General features: G+C 72.3%; 15 protein-coding genes and 1 pseudogene. 9 read left to right on the forward strand and 7 right to left on the reverse strand.

Features of this window, described 5'->3' with window-relative positions; genetic code table 11:
* Positions 1 to 28 precede the first annotated feature (28 nt).
* The 3 genes from ACFWU9_RS13310 to hutU form a co-directional block, all read right to left on the reverse strand.
* A complete protein-coding gene (locus ACFWU9_RS13310) occupies positions 29 to 1444 on the reverse strand; it encodes a formimidoylglutamate deiminase (protein ID WP_384317680.1) in 1416 nt (471 codons plus the stop codon).
* Complete coding sequence (locus ACFWU9_RS13315; RefSeq protein WP_384317683.1) at positions 1387 to 2577, reverse strand: allantoate amidohydrolase; 1191 nt, start codon at positions 2575 to 2577, stop codon at positions 1387 to 1389. The genes ACFWU9_RS13310 and ACFWU9_RS13315 overlap by 58 nt, the downstream gene beginning before the upstream one ends.
* Before the next feature lie 95 nt (positions 2578 to 2672).
* The gene (gene hutU, locus ACFWU9_RS13320) at positions 2673 to 4346 is read right to left on the reverse strand and encodes a urocanate hydratase (protein ID WP_384317478.1); all 1674 of its coding nucleotides are present in this window, start codon (positions 4344 to 4346) and stop codon (positions 2673 to 2675) included.
* Between the two features lie 116 nt (positions 4347 to 4462).
* Here hutU and ACFWU9_RS13325 point away from each other — a divergent pair, with 116 nt between their 5' ends.
* From ACFWU9_RS13325 to ACFWU9_RS13350, 6 genes are all read left to right on the forward strand, one after another.
* Positions 4463 to 5932 (forward strand): diaminopimelate decarboxylase, encoded by a 1470-nt coding sequence (locus tag ACFWU9_RS13325; RefSeq protein WP_384317481.1) that lies wholly within the window; start codon positions 4463 to 4465, stop codon positions 5930 to 5932.
* Between the two features lie 157 nt (positions 5933 to 6089).
* Positions 6090 to 7499 carry an APC family permease gene (locus ACFWU9_RS13330; protein ID WP_384317484.1) on the forward strand — a complete coding sequence of 470 codons (1410 nt, stop codon included), beginning with the start codon at positions 6090 to 6092 and terminating at the stop codon, positions 7497 to 7499.
* A gap of 240 nt (positions 7500 to 7739) precedes the next feature.
* Positions 7740 to 8150, forward strand: a complete 411-nt coding sequence (locus ACFWU9_RS13335; protein WP_384317487.1) for a hypothetical protein — start codon at positions 7740 to 7742, stop codon at positions 8148 to 8150.
* Positions 8147 to 8953, forward strand: a complete 807-nt coding sequence (locus tag ACFWU9_RS13340; RefSeq protein WP_384317489.1) for a transcriptional regulator — start codon at positions 8147 to 8149, stop codon at positions 8951 to 8953. Before ACFWU9_RS13335 ends, ACFWU9_RS13340 begins: the two co-directional genes overlap by 4 nt.
* A gap of 38 nt (positions 8954 to 8991) precedes the next feature.
* Positions 8992 to 9429 (forward strand): roadblock/LC7 domain-containing protein, encoded by a 438-nt coding sequence (locus tag ACFWU9_RS13345; RefSeq protein ID WP_384317686.1) that lies wholly within the window; start codon positions 8992 to 8994, stop codon positions 9427 to 9429.
* A gap of 63 nt (positions 9430 to 9492) precedes the next feature.
* Complete coding sequence (locus tag ACFWU9_RS13350; RefSeq protein WP_384317492.1) at positions 9493 to 9867, forward strand: hypothetical protein; 375 nt, start codon at positions 9493 to 9495, stop codon at positions 9865 to 9867.
* Positions 9868 to 9949: 82 nt separating this feature from the next.
* On the opposite strand, the pseudogene ACFWU9_RS13355 reads toward ACFWU9_RS13350, so the two are convergent.
* From ACFWU9_RS13355 to ACFWU9_RS13365, 3 genes and pseudogenes are all read right to left on the reverse strand, one after another.
* Positions 9950 to 10483 (reverse strand): annotated as a pseudogene (locus tag ACFWU9_RS13355) (hypothetical protein); the annotation flags it as partial.
* Positions 10484 to 10659: 176 nt separating this feature from the next.
* Positions 10660 to 11496, reverse strand: coding sequence for a MurR/RpiR family transcriptional regulator (locus ACFWU9_RS13360; protein ID WP_384317495.1), 837 nt, complete (start codon positions 11494 to 11496; stop codon positions 10660 to 10662).
* On the reverse strand, positions 11493 to 13091 hold the full coding sequence (locus ACFWU9_RS13365; protein WP_384317497.1) for an aromatic amino acid ammonia-lyase: 1599 nt from the start codon (positions 13089 to 13091) through the stop codon (positions 11493 to 11495). The genes ACFWU9_RS13360 and ACFWU9_RS13365 overlap by 4 nt, the downstream gene beginning before the upstream one ends.
* 287 nt (positions 13092 to 13378) lie before the next feature.
* Here ACFWU9_RS13365 and ACFWU9_RS13370 point away from each other — a divergent pair, with 287 nt between their 5' ends.
* Positions 13379 to 13804 carry a hypothetical protein gene (locus ACFWU9_RS13370; protein WP_384317500.1) on the forward strand — a complete coding sequence of 142 codons (426 nt, stop codon included), beginning with the start codon at positions 13379 to 13381 and terminating at the stop codon, positions 13802 to 13804.
* A 371-nt stretch (positions 13805 to 14175) separates the two neighbouring features.
* Here the strand turns inward: ACFWU9_RS13370 and ACFWU9_RS13375 are convergent, their stop codons facing one another.
* Positions 14176 to 15573: a cystathionine beta-synthase gene (locus tag ACFWU9_RS13375; RefSeq protein WP_384317503.1), complete on the reverse strand. Its 1398-nt coding sequence runs from the start codon at positions 15571 to 15573 to the stop codon at positions 14176 to 14178.
* A gap of 172 nt (positions 15574 to 15745) precedes the next feature.
* Between ACFWU9_RS13375 and ACFWU9_RS13380 the strand changes: the two genes are divergently transcribed.
* On the forward strand, positions 15746 to 16759 hold the full coding sequence (locus tag ACFWU9_RS13380; protein WP_384317688.1) for an SGNH/GDSL hydrolase family protein: 1014 nt from the start codon (positions 15746 to 15748) through the stop codon (positions 16757 to 16759).
* Positions 16760 to 16955: 196 nt separating this feature from the next.
* Positions 16956 to 18176 (forward strand): acetyl-CoA C-acetyltransferase, encoded by a 1221-nt coding sequence (locus ACFWU9_RS13385; protein WP_384317505.1) that lies wholly within the window; start codon positions 16956 to 16958, stop codon positions 18174 to 18176.
* Positions 18177 to 18455 lie beyond the last annotated feature (279 nt).

Raw genomic sequence — 18455 nt, forward strand, 5'->3', positions numbered from 1 at the left:
GCGGGCGTCATCGTGGGGGCGCTCTCCTTCAGCCGCGTACGGCCGCGATGGACCGGGCGAGTGTTCCGGGCACGTCCGGGATCAGGGTGTGCTCCCCGTCGCGTACGAGATGGCGACCGCCCACGATCGTGTGACGCACGTCCGCGGATGTCGCGGCGAATACGGCCGTCTCGGCGCCCAGCCTCGGTACCTGCCCCGCTGTTCTGACGGAGTCCAGCGCGACGGTGACGAGGTCCGCGAGCGCCCCGGCCTCGATCCGGCCGGCGTCCGGCCTGCCGAGGGCGGCGTGGCCCTCGGCCGTGGCGGCGGAGATGAGGGCCCCGGCGGTCCAGTGGCCCCGGACACGGGAGCGCAGCCGCTCGTTGAGCTCCATGGCGCGGGCCTCTTCGAAGAGGTCGATCACGGCGTGGCTGTCGCTGCCCAGCGAGAGGGGCGAGCCCGCGTGCTGGAGGCGCGCGGCGGGGCCGATGCCGTCGGCGAGGTCGCGTTCGGTGGTGGGGCACATGCAGGTGCCGGTGCGGGAGGAGCCCAGCAGGGCGATGTCCTCGTCGGTGAGGTGGGTGTTGTGGACGCCGGTGGTGCGGGGGCCGAGGACCCCGTGGTCGGCGAGGAGCTGGGCGGGGGTGCGGTCGTGGGTGGCGAGGCAGGCGTCGTTCTCGGCGGTCTGTTCGGAGAGATGGACATGGAGGGGGGTCTGCCGGGCCTCGGCCCATTCGGCGACGGTCGACAGCTGCTCGCTCGGGACGGCGCGTACGGAGTGGATGGCGGCGCCGATCCGTACATGGTCGTCGTCCTTGGTGTACCGGTCCCCGAGGGCGGACACGCGCTCCGCCCAGGCGTGCGCGGTGCCGTCGGAGAAGCGGACCTGGTGGCGGTCCGGGGGCTTGCCGCCGCGCCGCTTGGAGATGCCGGAGGAGAGATAGGCGGTGTCCAGCAGGGTGATCCGGATCCCCGCGTCGTCGGCGGCGGCGATCAGCGCCTCGCCCATGGCGTTGGGATTGTCGTAGGGCGTTCCGCCAGGCGCGTGATGCAGATAGTGGAATTCGCCGACGGAGGTGATGCCGGCGAGGGCCATCTCGGCGTACACGGCGCGGGCGAGCGCGTGGTAGGTGTCGGGGGTGAGCTTGGCGGCGGCCTGATACATCATCTCGCGCCAGGTCCAGAAGGTGCCGGAGCCGACCTGGACCTTGGCGCGCAGGGCGCGGTGGAAGGCGTGCGAGTGGGTGTTGGCCAGGCCGGGGAGGGTGAGTCCGCGCAGGGCCGTGGCACCGGCGGGCGGGGTGTCGTCCTCGGTGCGGACGTCGGTGATGCGGCCGTCCGCGACCGTCACGGTCACACCCGGTTCGACGTGGGTGTCGAGCCAGGCGTGCTCCAGCCAGTACGTGGTCACGTGCACGCCAGCCCTTCCAGTACGTCGGCGAGTGCGAGGACCCCGGCCACGCAGTCGTCCTCGGCGGCGAACTCGGCCGGGGAGTGCGAGACACCGGTGGGGTTCCGTACGAACAGCATGGCGGTCGGAATGGATCCGGACAAAATACCCGCGTCATGACCGGCGCCCGTTCCGAGCACGGGGAGCTCGCCGCCGAGGATTCTGCCGACCTCGTCGCGCAGGCTGTGGGCGAACTCCACCAGGGGGGTGAAGGACTCCCGTACGACCCGCAGATCGATGCCCGCGCGCTCGGCGTGCTCGTGGGCCGCCGCCTCGATCGCGGTGACGACGGTGTCCAGGGTGGCCTGGTCGGCGGCGCGGGAGTCGAGCCAGCCGCGTACGAGGGAGGGGATGGCGTTGACGCCGTTGGGTTCGACGGTGATCTTGCCGAAGGTGGCGAGAGCACCGGCGAGTGCCGCCTCGCGGCGGGCGGCGAGGACGGTCTCGGCGTAGGTGGGCATCGGGTCGCGGCGGTCGGCGAGACGGGTGGTGCCCGCGTGGTTGGCCTCGCCGTGGAAGTCGAAGCGCCAGCGGCCGTGCGGCCAGATGGAGGAGGCGATGCCGACGGGGTCACCGGTCAGGTCGAGCGCGCGGCCCTGCTCGACGTGCAGCTCGACGAACGCGCCGATCCGGGCGAGGCGTTCGGGGTCGGGTCCGATGGTGTCCGGGTCGTATCCGGCCGCCTCCATGGCGCGGGGCAGCGGGACGCCGTCGCCGTCGCGCAGGGCGTGCGCCTGCTCGATGCCGAGCTGCCCGGCGGTGAGCCGGGAGCCGACGCAGGCGAGCCCGAACCGCGCGCCCTCCTCGTCGCCGAAGTTGGTGACGGCGACGGGCCGGGTGAACTCCACTCCCCTGCGGCGCAGTTCGTCGAGGGCGGCGAAGGAGGACACCACGCCGAGCGGCCCGTCGAAGGCGCCGCCGTCGGGCACGGAGTCCAGATGCGACCCGACGACGACGGCGTCCCCGGCGTCCGGGTCGCCGAGCCAGCCCCACTGGTTCCCGTTCCGGTCGGTCTCGTACGTCAGCCCGCGCGTCTCGGCCTGCGCCCGGAACCAGTCGCGGCACTCCCGGTCGGCTCCGGTCCAGGCGTACCTCCGGTACCCACCACTGCCCGCGTCCCGCCCGACGGGCGCGAGCTCCCGCCACATCTCATGGAAGGAGACCGCACCGACTCCGCCCCCGCCGGGCGCCGGCGCCGTGGTGGGCGGGGACGGGTCGGGGGCGCCCGTGGCGCTCGCGCGGGTCACTCGCCCTCCCGCATGGGGACGCGGACGCCGCGTTCCGTGGCGACCGTGACCGCCTCGTCGTAGCCCGCGTCGACATGGCGGATCACGCCCATGCCGGGGTCGTTCGTCAGGACGCGGCGGATCTTCTCGGCCGCCAGCGCCGTGCCGTCCGCCACGGTCACCTGGCCCGCGTGGATCGAGCGGCCCATGCCGACGCCGCCGCCGTGGTGGATCGAGACCCAGGTCGCGCCGGAGGCGACGTTCACCATGGCGTTCAGCAACGGCCAGTCGGCGATCGCGTCCGAGCCGTCGAGCATCGCCTCGGTCTCGCGGTACGGGGACGCGACCGACCCGGCGTCCAGATGGTCGCGGCCGATGACGACCGGCGCGGCGAGTTCACCGCTCGCCACCATCTCGTTGAAGCGCTCACCGGCCCGGTCCCGCTCGCCGTGGCCGAGCCAGCAGATACGGGCGGGCAGTCCCTGGAAGTGGACGCGTTCGCCGGCCATCTTGATCCAGCGGTGCAGGGACGCGTTCTGGAGCGAGTCGCCCTCGGGGAACAGCTCCAGGATCGCCCGGTCCGTCTTGTGGATGTCCGACGCCTCACCGGACAGCGCCGCCCAGCGGAACGGACCGCGGCCCTCGCAGAACAGCGGCCGGATATAGGCGGGTACGAAGCCGGGGAAGTCGAACGCCCGGTCGTAACCGGCGAGTTGGGCCTCGCCCCGGATGGAGTTGCCGTAGTCGAAGACCTCGGCGCCCGCGTCCATGAAGCCGACCATCGCCTCCACGTGCCGTGCCATGGACTCACGGGCGCGGAGCGTGAAGTCGGCCGGCTTCTCGGCGGCGTACGACGCCATGTCGTCGAAGTCGACGCCGAGCGGCAGATAGGCCAGCGGGTCGTGCGCCGACGTCTGGTCGGTGACGATGTCGATCGGCGCGCCGTCGGCGAGCATCCGGGGCAGCAGCTCCGCCGCGTTGCCGAGCAGCCCGATCGACAGCGGCCGGCGCGCGTCGCGGGCCTCGGTGGCGAGCTGGAGCGCGTGCTCCAGGGAGTCGGCCCGTACGTCCAGGAAGCGGTGCTCGATCCGGCGGTCGATGGCGCGCGGGTCGCAGTCGACACAGATCGCGACGCCGTCGTTCATGGTCACGGCCAGCGGCTGGGCGCCGCCCATCCCGCCGAGCCCGGCGGTCAGGGTGATCGTCCCGGCGAGCGTGCCGCCGAACTTCTTCGCGGCGACGGCGGCGAAGGTCTCGTACGTGCCCTGGAGGATGCCCTGCGTACCGATGTAGATCCAGGAGCCGGCGGTCATCTGGCCGTACATGGTGAGGCCGAGCTTCTCCAGGCGGCGGAACTCCTCCCAGTTGGCCCAGTCGCCGACCAGGTTCGAGTTGGCGATCAGCACGCGCGGCGCCCACTCGTGGGTCTGCATGACCCCCACCGGGCGGCCCGACTGGACGAGCATCGTCTCGTCCTGCCCGAGCGTGCGCAGCGTGCGCGTCATGGCGTCGAAGGAGCGCCAGTCGCGGGCGGCCTTGCCCGTGCCGCCGTAGACGACGAGCTGGTCCGGGTGTTCGGCGACCTCGGGATCGAGGTTGTTCTGGAGCATGCGCAGGGCGGCTTCCTGCTGCCATCCCAGGGCGCTCAGTTCCGTACCGCGCGGTGCCCGTACGGGGCGGGGTCCTGACATGGCGGGTGCCTCCTCCGTCACTGCTCCACTGTTGGCCGATCTATTCACATACTCGACGCCTGAATAGATGTAGTCAACAGTGGAGCAACCGGCGGCCGGATGATTGGCTGACACGCATGATCGAGGACACCGGCACGGTCGAGGAAACAGCCGAGAACAACGGCGAGGACAACGGCGGGGGCGACCGCGCGCCCCACGCGGGACCGGAGAGCGCGGCGGAGGCCGCCGCCAGGCGGGATCTCGCCGTACGGGCCGCCGTCGAGCAGGGGCTGCTCACCGAGGCCGACCCCGTCGTGGCCCTCGTCGACGTGGCGGGAATCCGGGCCTCCGCCGCCGCGCTGCACGCCGCCTTCGACGCCGTCACCGCTCCGGACACCCGGGTGCTGCACGCCTTCGCCGTGAAGGCCGCGCCCCTCGTACCCGTCGTGCGCCTGCTGCGCGACGAGGGTGTCGGCGCCGAGGTCGCGAGCCCCGGCGAGCTGGGCATCGCCCGCGCCGCCGGGGTCCCGCCCGAACACACCGTCCTGGACTCCCCCGCCAAGACGCCCGGCGAACTGCGCGAGGCCCTCTCCCTGGGCATCGCCGTCAACGCCGACAACCCGCAGGAACTCACCCGCCTGGACGCCCTCCTGTCCGGGGCACCCGGCCGCTCCCCGATCGGGCTACGGGTCAACCCGCAGACCGGGAGCGGCTCCATCGGCGCCCTGTCCACGGCGACGGCCACGTCCAAGTTCGGCGTCGCGCTGCGCGACGAGGGTGCCCGGGCCTGGGTCGTACAGGCGTTCCTGGACCGGCCCTGGCTGACGCGGCTGCACACCCACTCCGGTTCCCAGGGCGTGCCGTTCGCCCTCATGGCGGAGGGCGTCCGGGCGGTCCACGAACTGGCCGAGGAGATCAACGCGGCGGCCGGCCGGCGGCAGGTCGACACCATCGACATCGGCGGCGGCCTCCCGGTCAACTTCGCCTCCGACGAGCACACCCCCACCTACGCCGAGTACGCGCGGCTGCTGAAGACCACCGTCCCCGGGCTGTTCGACGGCCGCTACGGGCTGGTGACCGAGTTCGGCCGTTCCCTGCTCGCCAAGCACGGCACGGTCCTGGCCCGGGTCGAGTACGCGAAGTCCGCCGGCGGCCGGCCCATCGCCGTGACCCACGCCGGTGTGCAGATCGCCACCCGTACCGTCTACAACCCGGAGTCCTGGCCCCTGCGCATCGCCGCGTACGACGCCGAGGGCCGGCCCAAGGACGGCCCCCCGGTCGCCCAGGACATCGCGGGCCCCGCCTGCTTCGCGGGCGACGTCCTGGCCACGGACCGGCCCCTGCCGCTGCTGGAACAGGGCGATGTGATCGCGGCGCTCGACACCGGCGCGTACTACTTCGCCAACCACTACGCGTACAACAGCCTGGCCCGGCCGGGCATCCACGGCTTCACGGTATCGACGGCGGCGACCACGGCCACGACCACGGCGACGGCGACCACGGCGAAGGGCTCCGTGCGCTTCGCGACCGTACGGCCGCCGCAGACCGTGGCCGAGATCGTCGCCGAGTCGGGCGGCGGAGAGCCGGACGCGCTCGTACGGGACTGACCACCGGACCGTACCGACCACCGGACCGCGCCGGTCCCACCCGACCGGCCCGATCACCGGAACGGATGAGGATCCGCCTCGTTCACCTCAACGCCAGGAATCAGCGCCCCCGCATCGGGCAGAACACTTCCCACCATCAATCGGGGGAGGTCATCGCATGACGGCATCGGAAACACCGGAGACATCCAAGGCGGCGGACACACCTGGGCCCGCCGACGAGAAACCCGGGCTCAAACGCGCTCTCGGCCCCAAACTGCTGATCCTGTTCGTCATCGGCGACATCCTCGGCACCGGCATCTACGCCACCACCGGCCAGGTCGCGGGCAAGGTGGGCGGGGCGCTGTGGGTGCCGTTCGCGATCGGCTTCGTCGTCGCGATCCTGACGGCCGCGTCGTACGTGGAACTCGTCGGCAAGTACCCGAAGGCCGCCGGCGCCGCGCTCTACACCCAGAGGGCGTTCAAGGTCCCGTTCCTGACGTTCATCATCGCCTTCATGGTGATGTGCTCGGGTCTGTCGTCGGCGAGCGCCGCGGCCCGCGCTTTCAGCGGCGACTACCTGTCGGAGTTCACCGACGCCGTCCCGCCCACCCTGGTCGCGATCCTCTTCATCGTCGCGCTCGCGGCGCTCAATCTGCGCGGCGTCTCGGAGTCGGTGAAGACCAACGTGGTGCTCACGCTGGTCGAGGTGAGCGGTCTGGCGATCATCCTCGCCATCGGCGCGTACGCGGTCCTCTCCGGCGACGGCGAGCCGTCACGGCTCACCGACTTCGAGGCGAGCGGTACCGGCTTCTCCCTGATGACCGGGGTGCTCGGGGCGACGGCCCTGGCGTTCTTCGCGTTCGTCGGCTTCGAGGACTCGGTCAACATGGCCGAGGAGACCAAGGACCCGACGCGGACCTTCCCGCGCGCGATCTTCATCGGCGTCGCGGTCACCGGCACCATCTACATCCTGGTCGCCCTCGTCTCGTCCCTCCTGGTGGACTACAAGACCCTGGAGGGCTCCAGCGGGCCGCTGCTGGAAGTGGTGAAGGCGGGCGGGGTCGACTTCCCGCCGAAGCTCTTCGCCCTGATCGCGCTCTTCGCCGTCACCAACTCCGCGCTGATCAACATCATGATGGCCTCGCGGCTCTGCTACGGCATGGCCAACGAACGCATCCTGCCGAAGGCCATGGGCCGGGTGCTCCCCGCACGCCGTACCCCGGTCGTGGGCATCGTCTTCGTGGCGCTGCTCGCCATCGGGCTGGTGTCGACCGGCGAGATCGAGGGACTCGGCGACACGACGGCGTTCCTGCTGCTGTGCGTCTTCTTCGTGGTCAACGTCGCCGCGCTGGTGCTGCGCCGGGACCGGGTCGAACACCGGCACTTCCGGGCGCCCACGATCGTGCCGGTGCTGGGCGCGATCACCGCGCTGATCCTGGCGAGCCCGCTGGCCGACCGTGACGCGGACGTCTACATCCGGGCCGGGGTGCTGCTGGCGCTCGGCATCGCGCTGTGGGCGGTCAACAAGCTGGTCCTGAAGGCGCGTTCGGAAGAGCACGCGAAGACCGGCGGTGAGGTGACGAAGTAGGGCGAGCGGCAGCGCGGGGCACAGCGCACCGCGGACAGCAGCGCGGGGCACGCCGGACCGCGGACAGCAGCGCGCGGCACGGGGCGCCGGCACAGGCGCTCCGTGCGCCGACCCTATCCCCGTTGGGCATGTTCCAACGGAAATTGCCCGAAATCCCTTCCACCGTACGTACGTTGCGTAATCTCGCCGTCACTGTCGCACGACGGTCCTTACGTACGACCGGCTGGGAGGGAAGTCCGCGTGCCCGGAATCGACGCATGCCTGCACGAGATCATGACCCTGCCCGGTGCCCGCGGAGCGGCGATCGTCGACTGGACCAGCGGGCTGGCGCTCGGCACGGCGGGCGAGTCGCCCAACGGTGATCACGAGACGACCGCCGCCGAGACCGCCGAACTGGCGCGGGCCGCCGCCGAGTACCCGGCCTTCGCGCCGGCCGACGAGCGGGCGGGGCCCGGGGCCGCGGAGCCCAAGGGCCCGCCCGTCGAGGACCTGATCATCACGTCCCGTACCGGCTACCACGTCCTGCGCTTCGTCGAGACGACCTTCGACAGCAGTGTCTTCCTCCATCTGTGGCTCGACCGGGACACCGGGAACCTCGCTCTCGCCCGGCTCCGGCTCCAACAGCTCGCCGAACGGCTGGTACTCGCATGAACGCCGACACCGCGGCTCCCGTCGCACCGCACGCCTCCCGCGTCTCGCCCATGCTGGTCCGGCTGGCCGACGAACGCGCCACCGGCGCCCTCCTGCGCGACCACGGCACGCTCTATCTCGCCGAAGGACGCGTCGTACACGCCGAGAGCCCCGCCGCCCCCGGCATCGACATCCTGCTGACCGCGGGCGGCAGGCTGCCGCACGAGGGCTGGCGGCACGCGGTCGACGAGGCGGGGGCCCGCCGCGAGGTCGGGCGCTTCCTCGTCGACAGCGGCCGAATAGGCGGCGGAGAGCTGGAGATCTGCCATCTCGGCGCGCTGTACGACGCCGCGTTCTTCGCGCTGGCCCCGGGCAGCGGCCCGACCCGGTTCCGGTACGGCGTCGCCCACTGGATCGGCCCGGTGCGCCCCGTCTCGGCGGCGGCCGTCGAACGCGAGACACGGCGCCGCCGCGAACTGCTGGACCAGGTCTGGCCCTATCCGGCGGTCGACACCGCTCCCGTGGTGCCCCGCGCGCCCGGTCCCGGCCAGTCGGTCACCCGCCGGCAGCGAGCGCTGCTGGAGCTGGCCGACGGCGTACGGACCCCGGTGTCCATCGCCTGGGCCCTGGGCCGCCCCACGTTCCACACCCTTCTGGAGATACGGCGGCTGGCGGCGGCCGGGCTGGTCGAGACGCCTCCCGATCCGCCCCCGGGGGCCCGCCCGGGCCGCCCGGCCCTGCCCGCCTGGATCGCCGAGGTCGCGGCGGACCCGGACGTCGCCCTGCTCCGCCGGCTCCGTGACGCGCTGAAGGCAAGCCTGTGAGACGCGCCCTGCGGCTGCGCAGCGAGAGGAGACAGCTGATGACGGCGGAGGCCGAGGTCCTCGGGGAGCTGCGGCGCCTGCGGGCCCGTCTCCCCCAGCTCACCGGTGCGCTGGCCGCGAGCACCGACGGTCTCGTCCTCGCCGAGGAGCTGACCGGCGGGGGCAGCTCGGCCGCGGAGGCCACCGGCGCGGGAGCCTCCGGCGTGGAGCCCGAGGGCATCGCCGCCCTGACCGCCGCCGCGCTCGGCGTCTCCCTGCGGCTGACCGACAGCACGGGCCAGGGCGGCTTCCGCGAACTGCTGATCAGGGGCGAGCGCGGCTATGTGGCCACGTACGCCGCCGGCGGCTCCGCCGTCCTCACCGTGCTCGCCGAGCCGCGGATCAATGTCGGCCGGCTCCATCTGGAGGCCCGCCGGTCCGGCGCCCGGATCGGCGCCCTCGTCGACAGCGCCCTCGAACGACCGGAGAACGCCTGACCCGTGCCCACCAGCAGACCACCCGCCCGGACAACTCAGAGACGAAAAGGAAGTGCGACGTTCATGGCCAACACCGAAACGGCCCTCAAGGAAGCAACGACCTCCATCGAAGGCGTCATCGGCGCCGCCCTGGTCGACTACACCAGCGGCATGGCGCTCGGCACCATCGGCGGCGGCAAGGAACTCGATCTGACGGTAGCCGCCGCCGGGAACACCGATGTGGTGCGGGCCAAGGTGCGCACCATGGAGATGCTGGGCCTCAAGGACGAGATCGAGGACATCCTGATCTCCCTCGGCGGCCAGTACCACCTGATCCGGCTGCTCAAGGGAAGGGGCAACAACGGTCTGTTCCTCTATCTGGCCCTGGACAAGCGGCGGGCGAATCTGGCGATGGCCAGACACCAGCTCAAGAGGATCGAGAACGAACTGGAGGTGTGACGGGAGTCCGCTCCCGCCCGTTCTTCGCCGCCTTGGCACCCTTGGCACCCTTGGCCGGCCCGGCACCCCTGGCCGCCTTGTCGCGGGGGCGCCGTGCCCCACCCGGTACGGCGTCCCCGGCCTCCAGCCCGGTCGTACGGAAGCCCTTGACCTTCTTGCCCACGGGGCTGCCGCGCCCGGCCCAGTCGGTACGGACCCACAGCAGCTCCCCGCCCGCGCGCTCACCGCGGCCCAGCAGCACGGCCTTGAGCCAGAGCCCCGCTCCGGCGCCCGCGAGAGCCGCGCCGCCCGCGAACGGGACGACGAAGGACACGGCCACCGCGGCGAGGAACGCCCCCACCAGCCACCACGCGTGCGCGCGCCGCCAGACCCGCAGCGTCACCGCGCGGTCCTGGAGGTAGTCGAACTTCCCCGCGCGCGAGGTGGCTTCGGCCCAGCCGCCGTACCGCCCTCGCCGTACGAGAGCGACGGCCGCCGCGCTCAGCGCGAACAGCGCCACCCCCGCGTACAACCCGACCCAGCGCCCGGTCAGCCCGGGAATCAGCACACCGACCGCGGCGGCCACCACTCCGAGCCACCACATCGGGGCCGCACCGGCCCTCACGATCACCGCCACCCGTGCCAGCGACTGCTGCCCTCCGCGTCCCACGGCCGCCTCCCCTTCACAGAAGTTTTGGCGTGCAGATTAATGCCGTTCCCTGAGCTTTTCCTGAGAAGCGGCGGTTTCCCAACCGCCCGGGGACCGGCGAATGCCCCAAGTCCCCGCTGAACGCCCTCCCGCCGACCGCGCGTCTACTCGACGAACAGGCCCCGGGCGACCGCCCGCCCGTCGAACTCCTCCAGGCGCGCCTGCGCGTCCGGCAGGGCGTCGCACATCGCCTCCAGCAGCACCCGGCCCAGGAGCATCGGCGCGCACGCGGTGTCGAAGGCGAGGGCCGTGCCGACGGCCGCCGGGATCAGCAGGTCGCTGTGGGCGGCGACGGGCGCGAAGGCGGAGTCGGCGACGGTGACCACGAACAGCCCGGCGTCGCGCGCGTAGTCCAGCGCCTCCACGACCTCCTTGGGATGGCGCGGCAGCGCGAAGCAGAGCAGCGCGCTCGCGCCCGCGCGCCGTGCCGCGTCGACCCGGTCGGCGAGCATCGTGCCGCCCTCGTCCAGGAGCCGGATGTCGGGATGGACCTTGGCGGCGAAGTAGGCGAAGCCCCTGGCCTGGGCGGAGGCCGCGCGCAGACCGAGGACGAGCAGCGGGGTGGAGGCGGCGAGCACGCGGCCCGCCCGCTCGACCGGGGCGGGGTCGGCGAGGAGATCGGCGAGTTGCCGCAGATTCTCCAGCTCGGCGTGGACGGCCTGCTGGTACTCGTTGTACGCGGACTCGCCCGCGCCCGGCTCGGCGGGCGCGACGTCCCGCAGATGCCTGCGCAGCGCCGGGTAGCCGTCGAAGCCGAGCGCGACGGCGAACCGTGTCACCGACGGCTGGCTGACCCCGGCGAGTTCGGCCAGCTCGACGCTGGACAGGAACGGCGCGTCGGCGGCCCGGCGCACCATGCTGTGCGCGATCCGCCGCTGGGTGGGCGTGAGCCGGTGGCCCTCGAAGAGCTCCTGGAGCCGAGCGGCCGGACTGTCGCTCACGCGATCCCCCTCGTCGTGCCTGCCATGCCGGTGGCACCCACCGTGCCCGTACGTCCTATGTCGTCCGCCGTGACGGCGAGCCGGTCGAGCAGCCGCGCCGCCGCCGTCACATCATCGGTCAGCGGCCGGTCGGCGGTCTCCGCCTCCAGTACGGACTCCGCCAGGGCGAAGGCTCTGCCGACGGGCAGACCGGCCTCGGGCCTGAGGCCGCGCTGGCGCAACGCCCGTACGGCGGCGACGAGTTCGCAGCCGACCACCTGGCGGTAGGGCTCGCACGCCCGCAGCGTCTGGCGGGCGGCCAGCGAGGCGAAGCTGGCCTGCTCCTCCACGCCCCGGGACAGTACCGCGTGCCCGAGCGAGGCCGGCGCCGAGAAGGCGCGCAGGTCACCGAGGGCGGCCCCGGCCGCGTACTCCAGGATCATCACGCCGGAACTCGCGGGCTCGGCGTCGGCGAGGAAGGGCCGCAGCCGGGTGAAGGCCGGTTCGTTCAACGCGGAGAGCCGGGAGGTGGAGAGCCGCGCGGTCTGGGTGAGGGCGAGCCTGAAGTGGTCGAGCGCGAGGGCGAGTTGGGCGAGGTAGAAACCGCCGTGGTGGTACGCGGCGGGCGCCAGTTCCTCGTCCGTGCCGGGACAGATGAGGGGGTTCTCGGCGGCGGAGTTGATCTCGACGGCGAGGGCGCTCTCCAGCGCGCCGGCGGCGTCCCGCGCGGGCCCGTGGACCTGGGGCAGACAGCGGAAGCCGTACGGGTCCTGGATACGGCCGAGCGGCGGGGTGGGGCGCTCGGGGGCGCCGAGGATGTGCCGCATCCGGGTGGCGACGGCGTACGAGCCGGGGTGCGGGCGCGCGGCGTGGACCGGTTCCGCGTACGCCTCGTAACTGCCGTCCACGGCGAGCAGCGACAGCGCGGCGACGAGTTCGGTGGCGGCGATGAGCCGCCCCAACTCGTCCAGCGCGAGCGCCGCCTGACCGAGCGTCAGGGCGTTGCTGCTGATGAGGGCGAGGGCGTCGTTGTTGTCGAGGGGCTGGGGCTCGGGAGGGTGGCCGCCCTGCCAGGGGTGCTCGCCGACGAGGGCGAGGCCCAGCTGCGAGAGGGCGGCGATGTCGCCGGTGCCGACGGAGCCGAACTCGTTGACGACGGGATGCGCCCCGGCGGTGAGGGCGTCGCAGAGGGCGGTGACGACGGTGGGGCGCAGCCCGGCGCCGCCGGCGATGAGCTGGTTGGCCCGGACGGCGAGCATGGCGCGGACCTCACGCCCGGGCAGGGGGCCGCCGATCGCCCCGGCGTGGCTGCGCAGCAGGCGCAGGCCGTGGTCGGCGGCGGCGTCGGAGGGGACGGTCTCGGTACGGTTCGCGCCGACGCCGGTGGAGCGGCCGTAGACCCGGCCGGACGCGGCGAGTTCGCGCGCGGTGTGCCAGGACCGCTCGACGCGCTTCATGGCCTCGGTGCCGGGAACGGGCCGGGCGGTCCCGTCTGCCAGCCGGACGATGTCGGCGACGGGGAGGCTCTGTCCGTCGAGGACGACGACGGCGGGCGGTACGGCGGCGGGCTCGTCCGGCAGGCCGTACGGCGACTCGTACGGCGGCTGGTCCGCCATCTGGGACACCCCCTTCGGAACGTGGCGATCCGCTCAGCCGATCGCCGGCGCGCGTGGCGTACGAAACGTACGACACGTCGGCGCACACCGTGCGCCGTCCCCGGCGGGGCCATTGCTCATGTCATGCGATCAACGACTATTTTCACCCGGCGGCGCGGCGAACCCGGCCCCCGAGGAGGGCGGTGGCCGCGCCCTCGGCCCGGCGTCGCGCGCCCCGCGGCGCCCCGTTCGTAAAGAGGGGGGATAGCACCACTGTCCGGGACGCCGCGCCTTCGTACCGTAGTGCCATGGAAGCCCGCGACCCTGAGCTCAAGAAAGAGCTCGACGCCACCCTTCAGGCCCGCCGAGAGCTGGGACCCGAGTACGAGTCCGCGCTCATCGAGTCCTTTCTGGAGAAGCTCGATCAGCGCCTCGACCACACGACCGACCGTCGCGTCCGGCGTCAGCTCGCCGAACAGCAGATGGTCGTCGCGCGCGGCGCCCGCCCGCAGAGTACGGAGGAGTCGTTCGCCGAGCGGTACGGCTTCGGCGTCGTCTCGCTGGTGCTGGCCATCCCGCTCTCCGCGATCGCCGTCGTGAACGCGGACTTCGGCGGGCTCTGTGTGGCCTGGCTCGGCATCGTCGGGGTGAACGTGGCGCACGTGTCCGGCGGTGTCCGCTGGGCGCGCCGGCGCGCCGAGCGCTCGAAGCAGTCCTCCGACTGGGAGGACTGACCCCCTCATACGCACGACAACGGCCGGTCCGCGGGCGGACCGGCCGTTGTGGAGCGCGTATGTCGCGGGAACCGCCGCACCCCCGTTTCCGGAGGGCGGGACGACGGCGGTCCCCGCGAGGGTCCCGGGCCGGGTCAAGTACCGGCACCGTTTCCCGGTGGCGTCCATGGGTCCGGGAGCCGCTCCGGAGATCACTGACGCCGACGACAACCACTCTCCCCGAGCCGTGTTAAGCGCGTACTGCGCGTAGATGTCGCGCTGGTACCACTTCCACGAAGGCGCCCGAGCCGGGCGGAACGGGCCCGCCCCGGCACCGAGGTGCCGGCCGACGGGCCCGCCCGGGAACCGAGGGGCGTGGCACCACTACGGGACTACTTGGCTTCCTTGGCGAGGAACGCGAGCAGATCCTGCCGGCTCACCACTCCCGTGGGCTTCCCCTCCACGAGCACGATCGCCGCCGCGGCGGCGTTGGTGCCGCTGAGCGCCGTCATCAGGTCGGCCACCGGCTCCCCGGAGCCGACCTGCGGCAGCGGCCCCGACATGTGCTTCTCCAAGGAGTCGCCGAGGGACGCCCGACGGCCGAAGAGCGCGTCGAGCAGTTCGCGCTCCACGACGGAGCCGATGACCTCGGCCGCCATCACGTCCGGGTGACCGGCGCCGGGCTTCACGATCGGCATCTGCGAGACGCCGTACTCCCGCAGCACCTCGATCGCCTCGCCGACCGTCTCCTCGGGGTGCATATGAACGAGTGAGGGCAGCGCGCCGCCCTCCTTGTACCGCAGGACGTCGCCCACCCTCGGGGCGTCCCCCGCCTGCTCCAGGAAGCCGTAGTCGTTCATCCACTCGTCGTTGAAGATCTTGCTGAGGTAGCCGCGGCCGCTGTCGGGCAGCAGCACGACGACCACGTCGTCCGGGCCGAGCCCCTCGGCGACACGCAACGCCGCCACGACCGCCATGCCGCAGGAGCCACCGACCAGCAGGCCCTCCTCCTTGGCGAGGCGCCGTGTCATCTGGAACGAGTCCTTGTCGGACACGGCCACGATCTCGTCCGTGACGGTCGGGTCGTACGCGCTCGGCCAGAAGTCCTCGCCGACACCCTCGACCAGATACGGGCGGCCGGAGCCGCCGGAGTAGACGGAGCCCTCGGGGTCGGCGCCGACGATCTTGACGCGCCCGTCGCTGACCTCCTTCAGATAACGGCCGGTCCCGCTGATCGTGCCGCCCGTGCCGATGCCGGTGACGAAGTGCGTGATCCGCCCGTCCGTCTGCTCCCAGAGCTCGGGACCGGTGGTCTCGTAGTGCGAGCGCGGGTTGTTCGGATTGCTGTACTGGTCCGGCTTCCAGGCGCCCGGTGTCTCGCGCACCAGCCGGTCGGAGACGTTGTAGTACGAGTCGGGGTGCTCCGGGTCGACCGCCGTGGGGCAGACGACGACGTCGGCGCCGTACGCCCGCAGCACATTGATCTTGTCGGTCGAGACTTTGTCGGGGCAGACGAAAATGCAGTGGTAGCCCTTCTGCTGGGCCACGATCGCGAGGCCGACGCCGGTGTTGCCGCTCGTCGGTTCGACGATCGTGCCGCCGGGCCGGAGTTCACCGCTCTCCTCCGCGGCCTCGATCATGCGCAGGGCGATCCGGTCCTTCACCGAACCGCCCGGATTGAAGTACTCGACCTTGGCCAGGACTGTCGCCTGAATGCCCGAGGTCACATTGCCCAGCTTCAGCAGCGGGGTATTGCCAACCAGACTGATCATCGAGTCGTGGAATTGCACCGTTGTCTCCGGGGTCTCCGTGATGGTCCGGCCAGCGTATGCGCAGGCGTAAGAGATTGGGCCACGGGCGTTACGGGGCAATTACCTCTTGCTGGTCTTATTGCAGGGTGTGAAATAGCTACAGCGGGTGGACGGCAACAGGGAGGTGACCCCGACTGTGTCAAGAGCGAGAGTGGCACGGCGGATCGCGGCGGGCGCCGCCTTCGGCGGTGGGAGCGTCGGGCTGATCGGAGCGGCGGGAGTGGGTCTCGTCCTGGCCGAGGTCCAGCTGGCGAAACGGTCCGTCGGCGGTGGCAGGGCGCCGATCCCGCCGAGGGGGAACGGCTGGTACGGGCTGGCGTACGGACACACCGACCCCCTGCGGATGGGCATCCTCGGTGACTCCACGGCGGCGGGACAGGGCGTACGGCGGGCGGGCCAGACACCGGGGGCGCTCCTCGCCTCGGGACTGGCGGCGGTGGCCGAGCGCCCGGTGGACCTGCGCAACGTGGCGCTGCCCGGCGCGCAGTCGGACGATCTGGAGCGGCAGGTGACGCTCCTGCTCTCGGACGCGTTCCCGGCCCCGGACGTCTGCGTGATCATAATCGGCGCGAACGATGTCACTCATCGGATGTCGGCCACCGCCTCGGTCCGCTATCTGGCGGCGGCGGTACGGCGGCTGCGGACGGCGGGCTCGGAGGTCGTCGTCGGCACCTGCCCCGATCTGGGGACGATCGAGCCGGTGTATCAGCCGTTGCGCTGGCTGGCCCGCCGGGTGAGCAGACAGCTGGCGGCGGCGCAGACGATCGTGGCGGTCGAGCAGGGCAGCCGTACGGTCTCGCTGGGCGATCTGCTGGGACCGGAGTTCGAGGCCAATCCCCGTGAGATGTTCGGCGCCGACAACTACCACCCCTCGGCCGAGGGGTACGCGACGGCCGCGATGGCCGTCCTGCCGACGCTCTGCGCCGTACTGGGCCTGTGGCCGGAGACCGACCATCTGGACTCCTCGCGCGACGAGGACATGCTGACGGTCGCGAAGGCGGCGTCCGCGGCTGCCGCCGAGGCGGGCACCGAGGTCACGGGCGCCCGGGCGCCCTGGGCTCTGCTCAAGCACCGCAGGCGCAGGCGTCTGCCCGCGGAGGAGCCGGCCCAGACCGAGCCCGCCGAGCCGCCGCCCGCGGCGAAGGAGCGGGCCCACCGGACCTGACGGCACGGCCGCGGGGTCCGGCGCCGGCGCCGGACGGACCGGTATGGGTCCGTCCGGCGCGGGTGGGGACCACACTGGACCCCGGAGCACACTGCGGCCCTCGTCACACCTCGGGCCGGGTGACCCGCGCCGTACGTGCGGGTAACTTCACCAGACGGCAATCCCGCCGTACCGCACCCGCCCCACTGGAGCCGTGATGCCCGAAGCCGTGATCGTCTCTGCCGCCCGCTCCCCCATCGGCCGGGCCTTCAAGGGCTCCCTGAAGGAGCTGCGGCCGGACGACCTGACCGCCACGATCATCCGGGCGGCGCTCGCCAAGATCCCCGAGCTGGACCCGCGCGACATCGACGACCTGATGCTCGGCTGCGGTCTCCCCGGCGGCGAGCAGGGCCACAACCTGGGCCGGATCGTCGCCGTACAGATGGGGATGGACCATCTGCCCGGCTGCACGATCACCCGCTACTGCTCGTCCTCGCTCCAGACATCCCGGATGGCGCTGCACGCCATCAAGGCGGGCGAGGGCGACGTCTTCATCTCGGCCGGTGTCGAGATGGTGTCCCGCTCCGTCAACGGCTCCAGCGACGGCATGCCGGGCACCCACAACCCTGAGTTCGCCGAGGCCGAGGCCCGTACCGCCGCCGTCGCGGCCTCCGAGGGCACCGACTGGCACGACCCGCGCGAGGACGGCCTGCTGCCCGACGCGTACATCGCGATGGGCCAGACCGCCGAGAACCTGGCGCGTCTCAAGGGCATCACGCGCCTGGAGATGGACGAGTTCGGCGTGCGGTCGCAGAACCTCGCCGAGGAAGCCATCAAGAACGGCTTCTGGGAGCGCGAGATCACCCCTGTCACCACCCCCGACGGCACCGTGGTGGCCAAGGACGACGGGCCCCGCGCCGGGATCACCCTGGAGGGCACACAGGGCCTCAAGCCCGTCTTCCGCCCGGACGGACTGGTCACGGCCGGCAACTGCTGTCCCCTCAACGACGGCGCCGCGGCGCTCGTGATCATGTCGGACACCAAGGCGGGCGAGCTGGGGCTGACCCCGCTGGCCCGGATCGTCTCCACCGGGGTCTCCGCCCTTTCGCCGGAGATCATGGGGTACGGTCCCGTCGAGGCCAGCAAGCAGGCGCTCGGCCGCGCGGGGCTCGGCATCGGCGACATCGACCTGGTCGAGATCAACGAGGCGTTCGCGGCCCAGGTCATCCCCTCCTACCGGGGCCTGGGCGTCGACCTCGACAAACTGAACGTCAACGGCGGCGCCATCGCCGTCGGCCACCCCTTCGGTATGACGGGCGCGCGGATCACGGGCACGCTCATCAACGGGCTCCAGTTCCACGACAAACAGTTCGGCCTGGAGACCATGTGCGTCGGCGGTGGTCAGGGCATGGCGATGGTCATCGAGCGGCTGAGCTGAGCCGGAGCGGAGGGTAGGGGCGGCCCGAGGTACGAGGGCGGCACCTGCCCGCAGCGGTGGCGAAGCGAACGCGACCAAAGGAACCGAGCGGCTGAGCTGAGCCGGAGCGGAGGGTAGGGGCGGCCCGAGGTACGAGGGCGGCACCTGCCCGCAGCGGTGGCGAAGCGAACGCGACCAATGGGGGCGAGCGGCTGAGCTGAGCCGGAGCGGAGGGTAGGGGCGGCCCGAGGTACGAGGGCGGCACCTGCCCGCAGCGGTGGCGAAGCGAACGCGACCAAA

The organism is Streptomyces sp. NPDC058653 (genome assembly GCF_042716895.1).
In the GTDB taxonomy this organism is placed as follows: Bacteria; Actinomycetota; Actinomycetes; order Streptomycetales; family Streptomycetaceae; genus Streptomyces.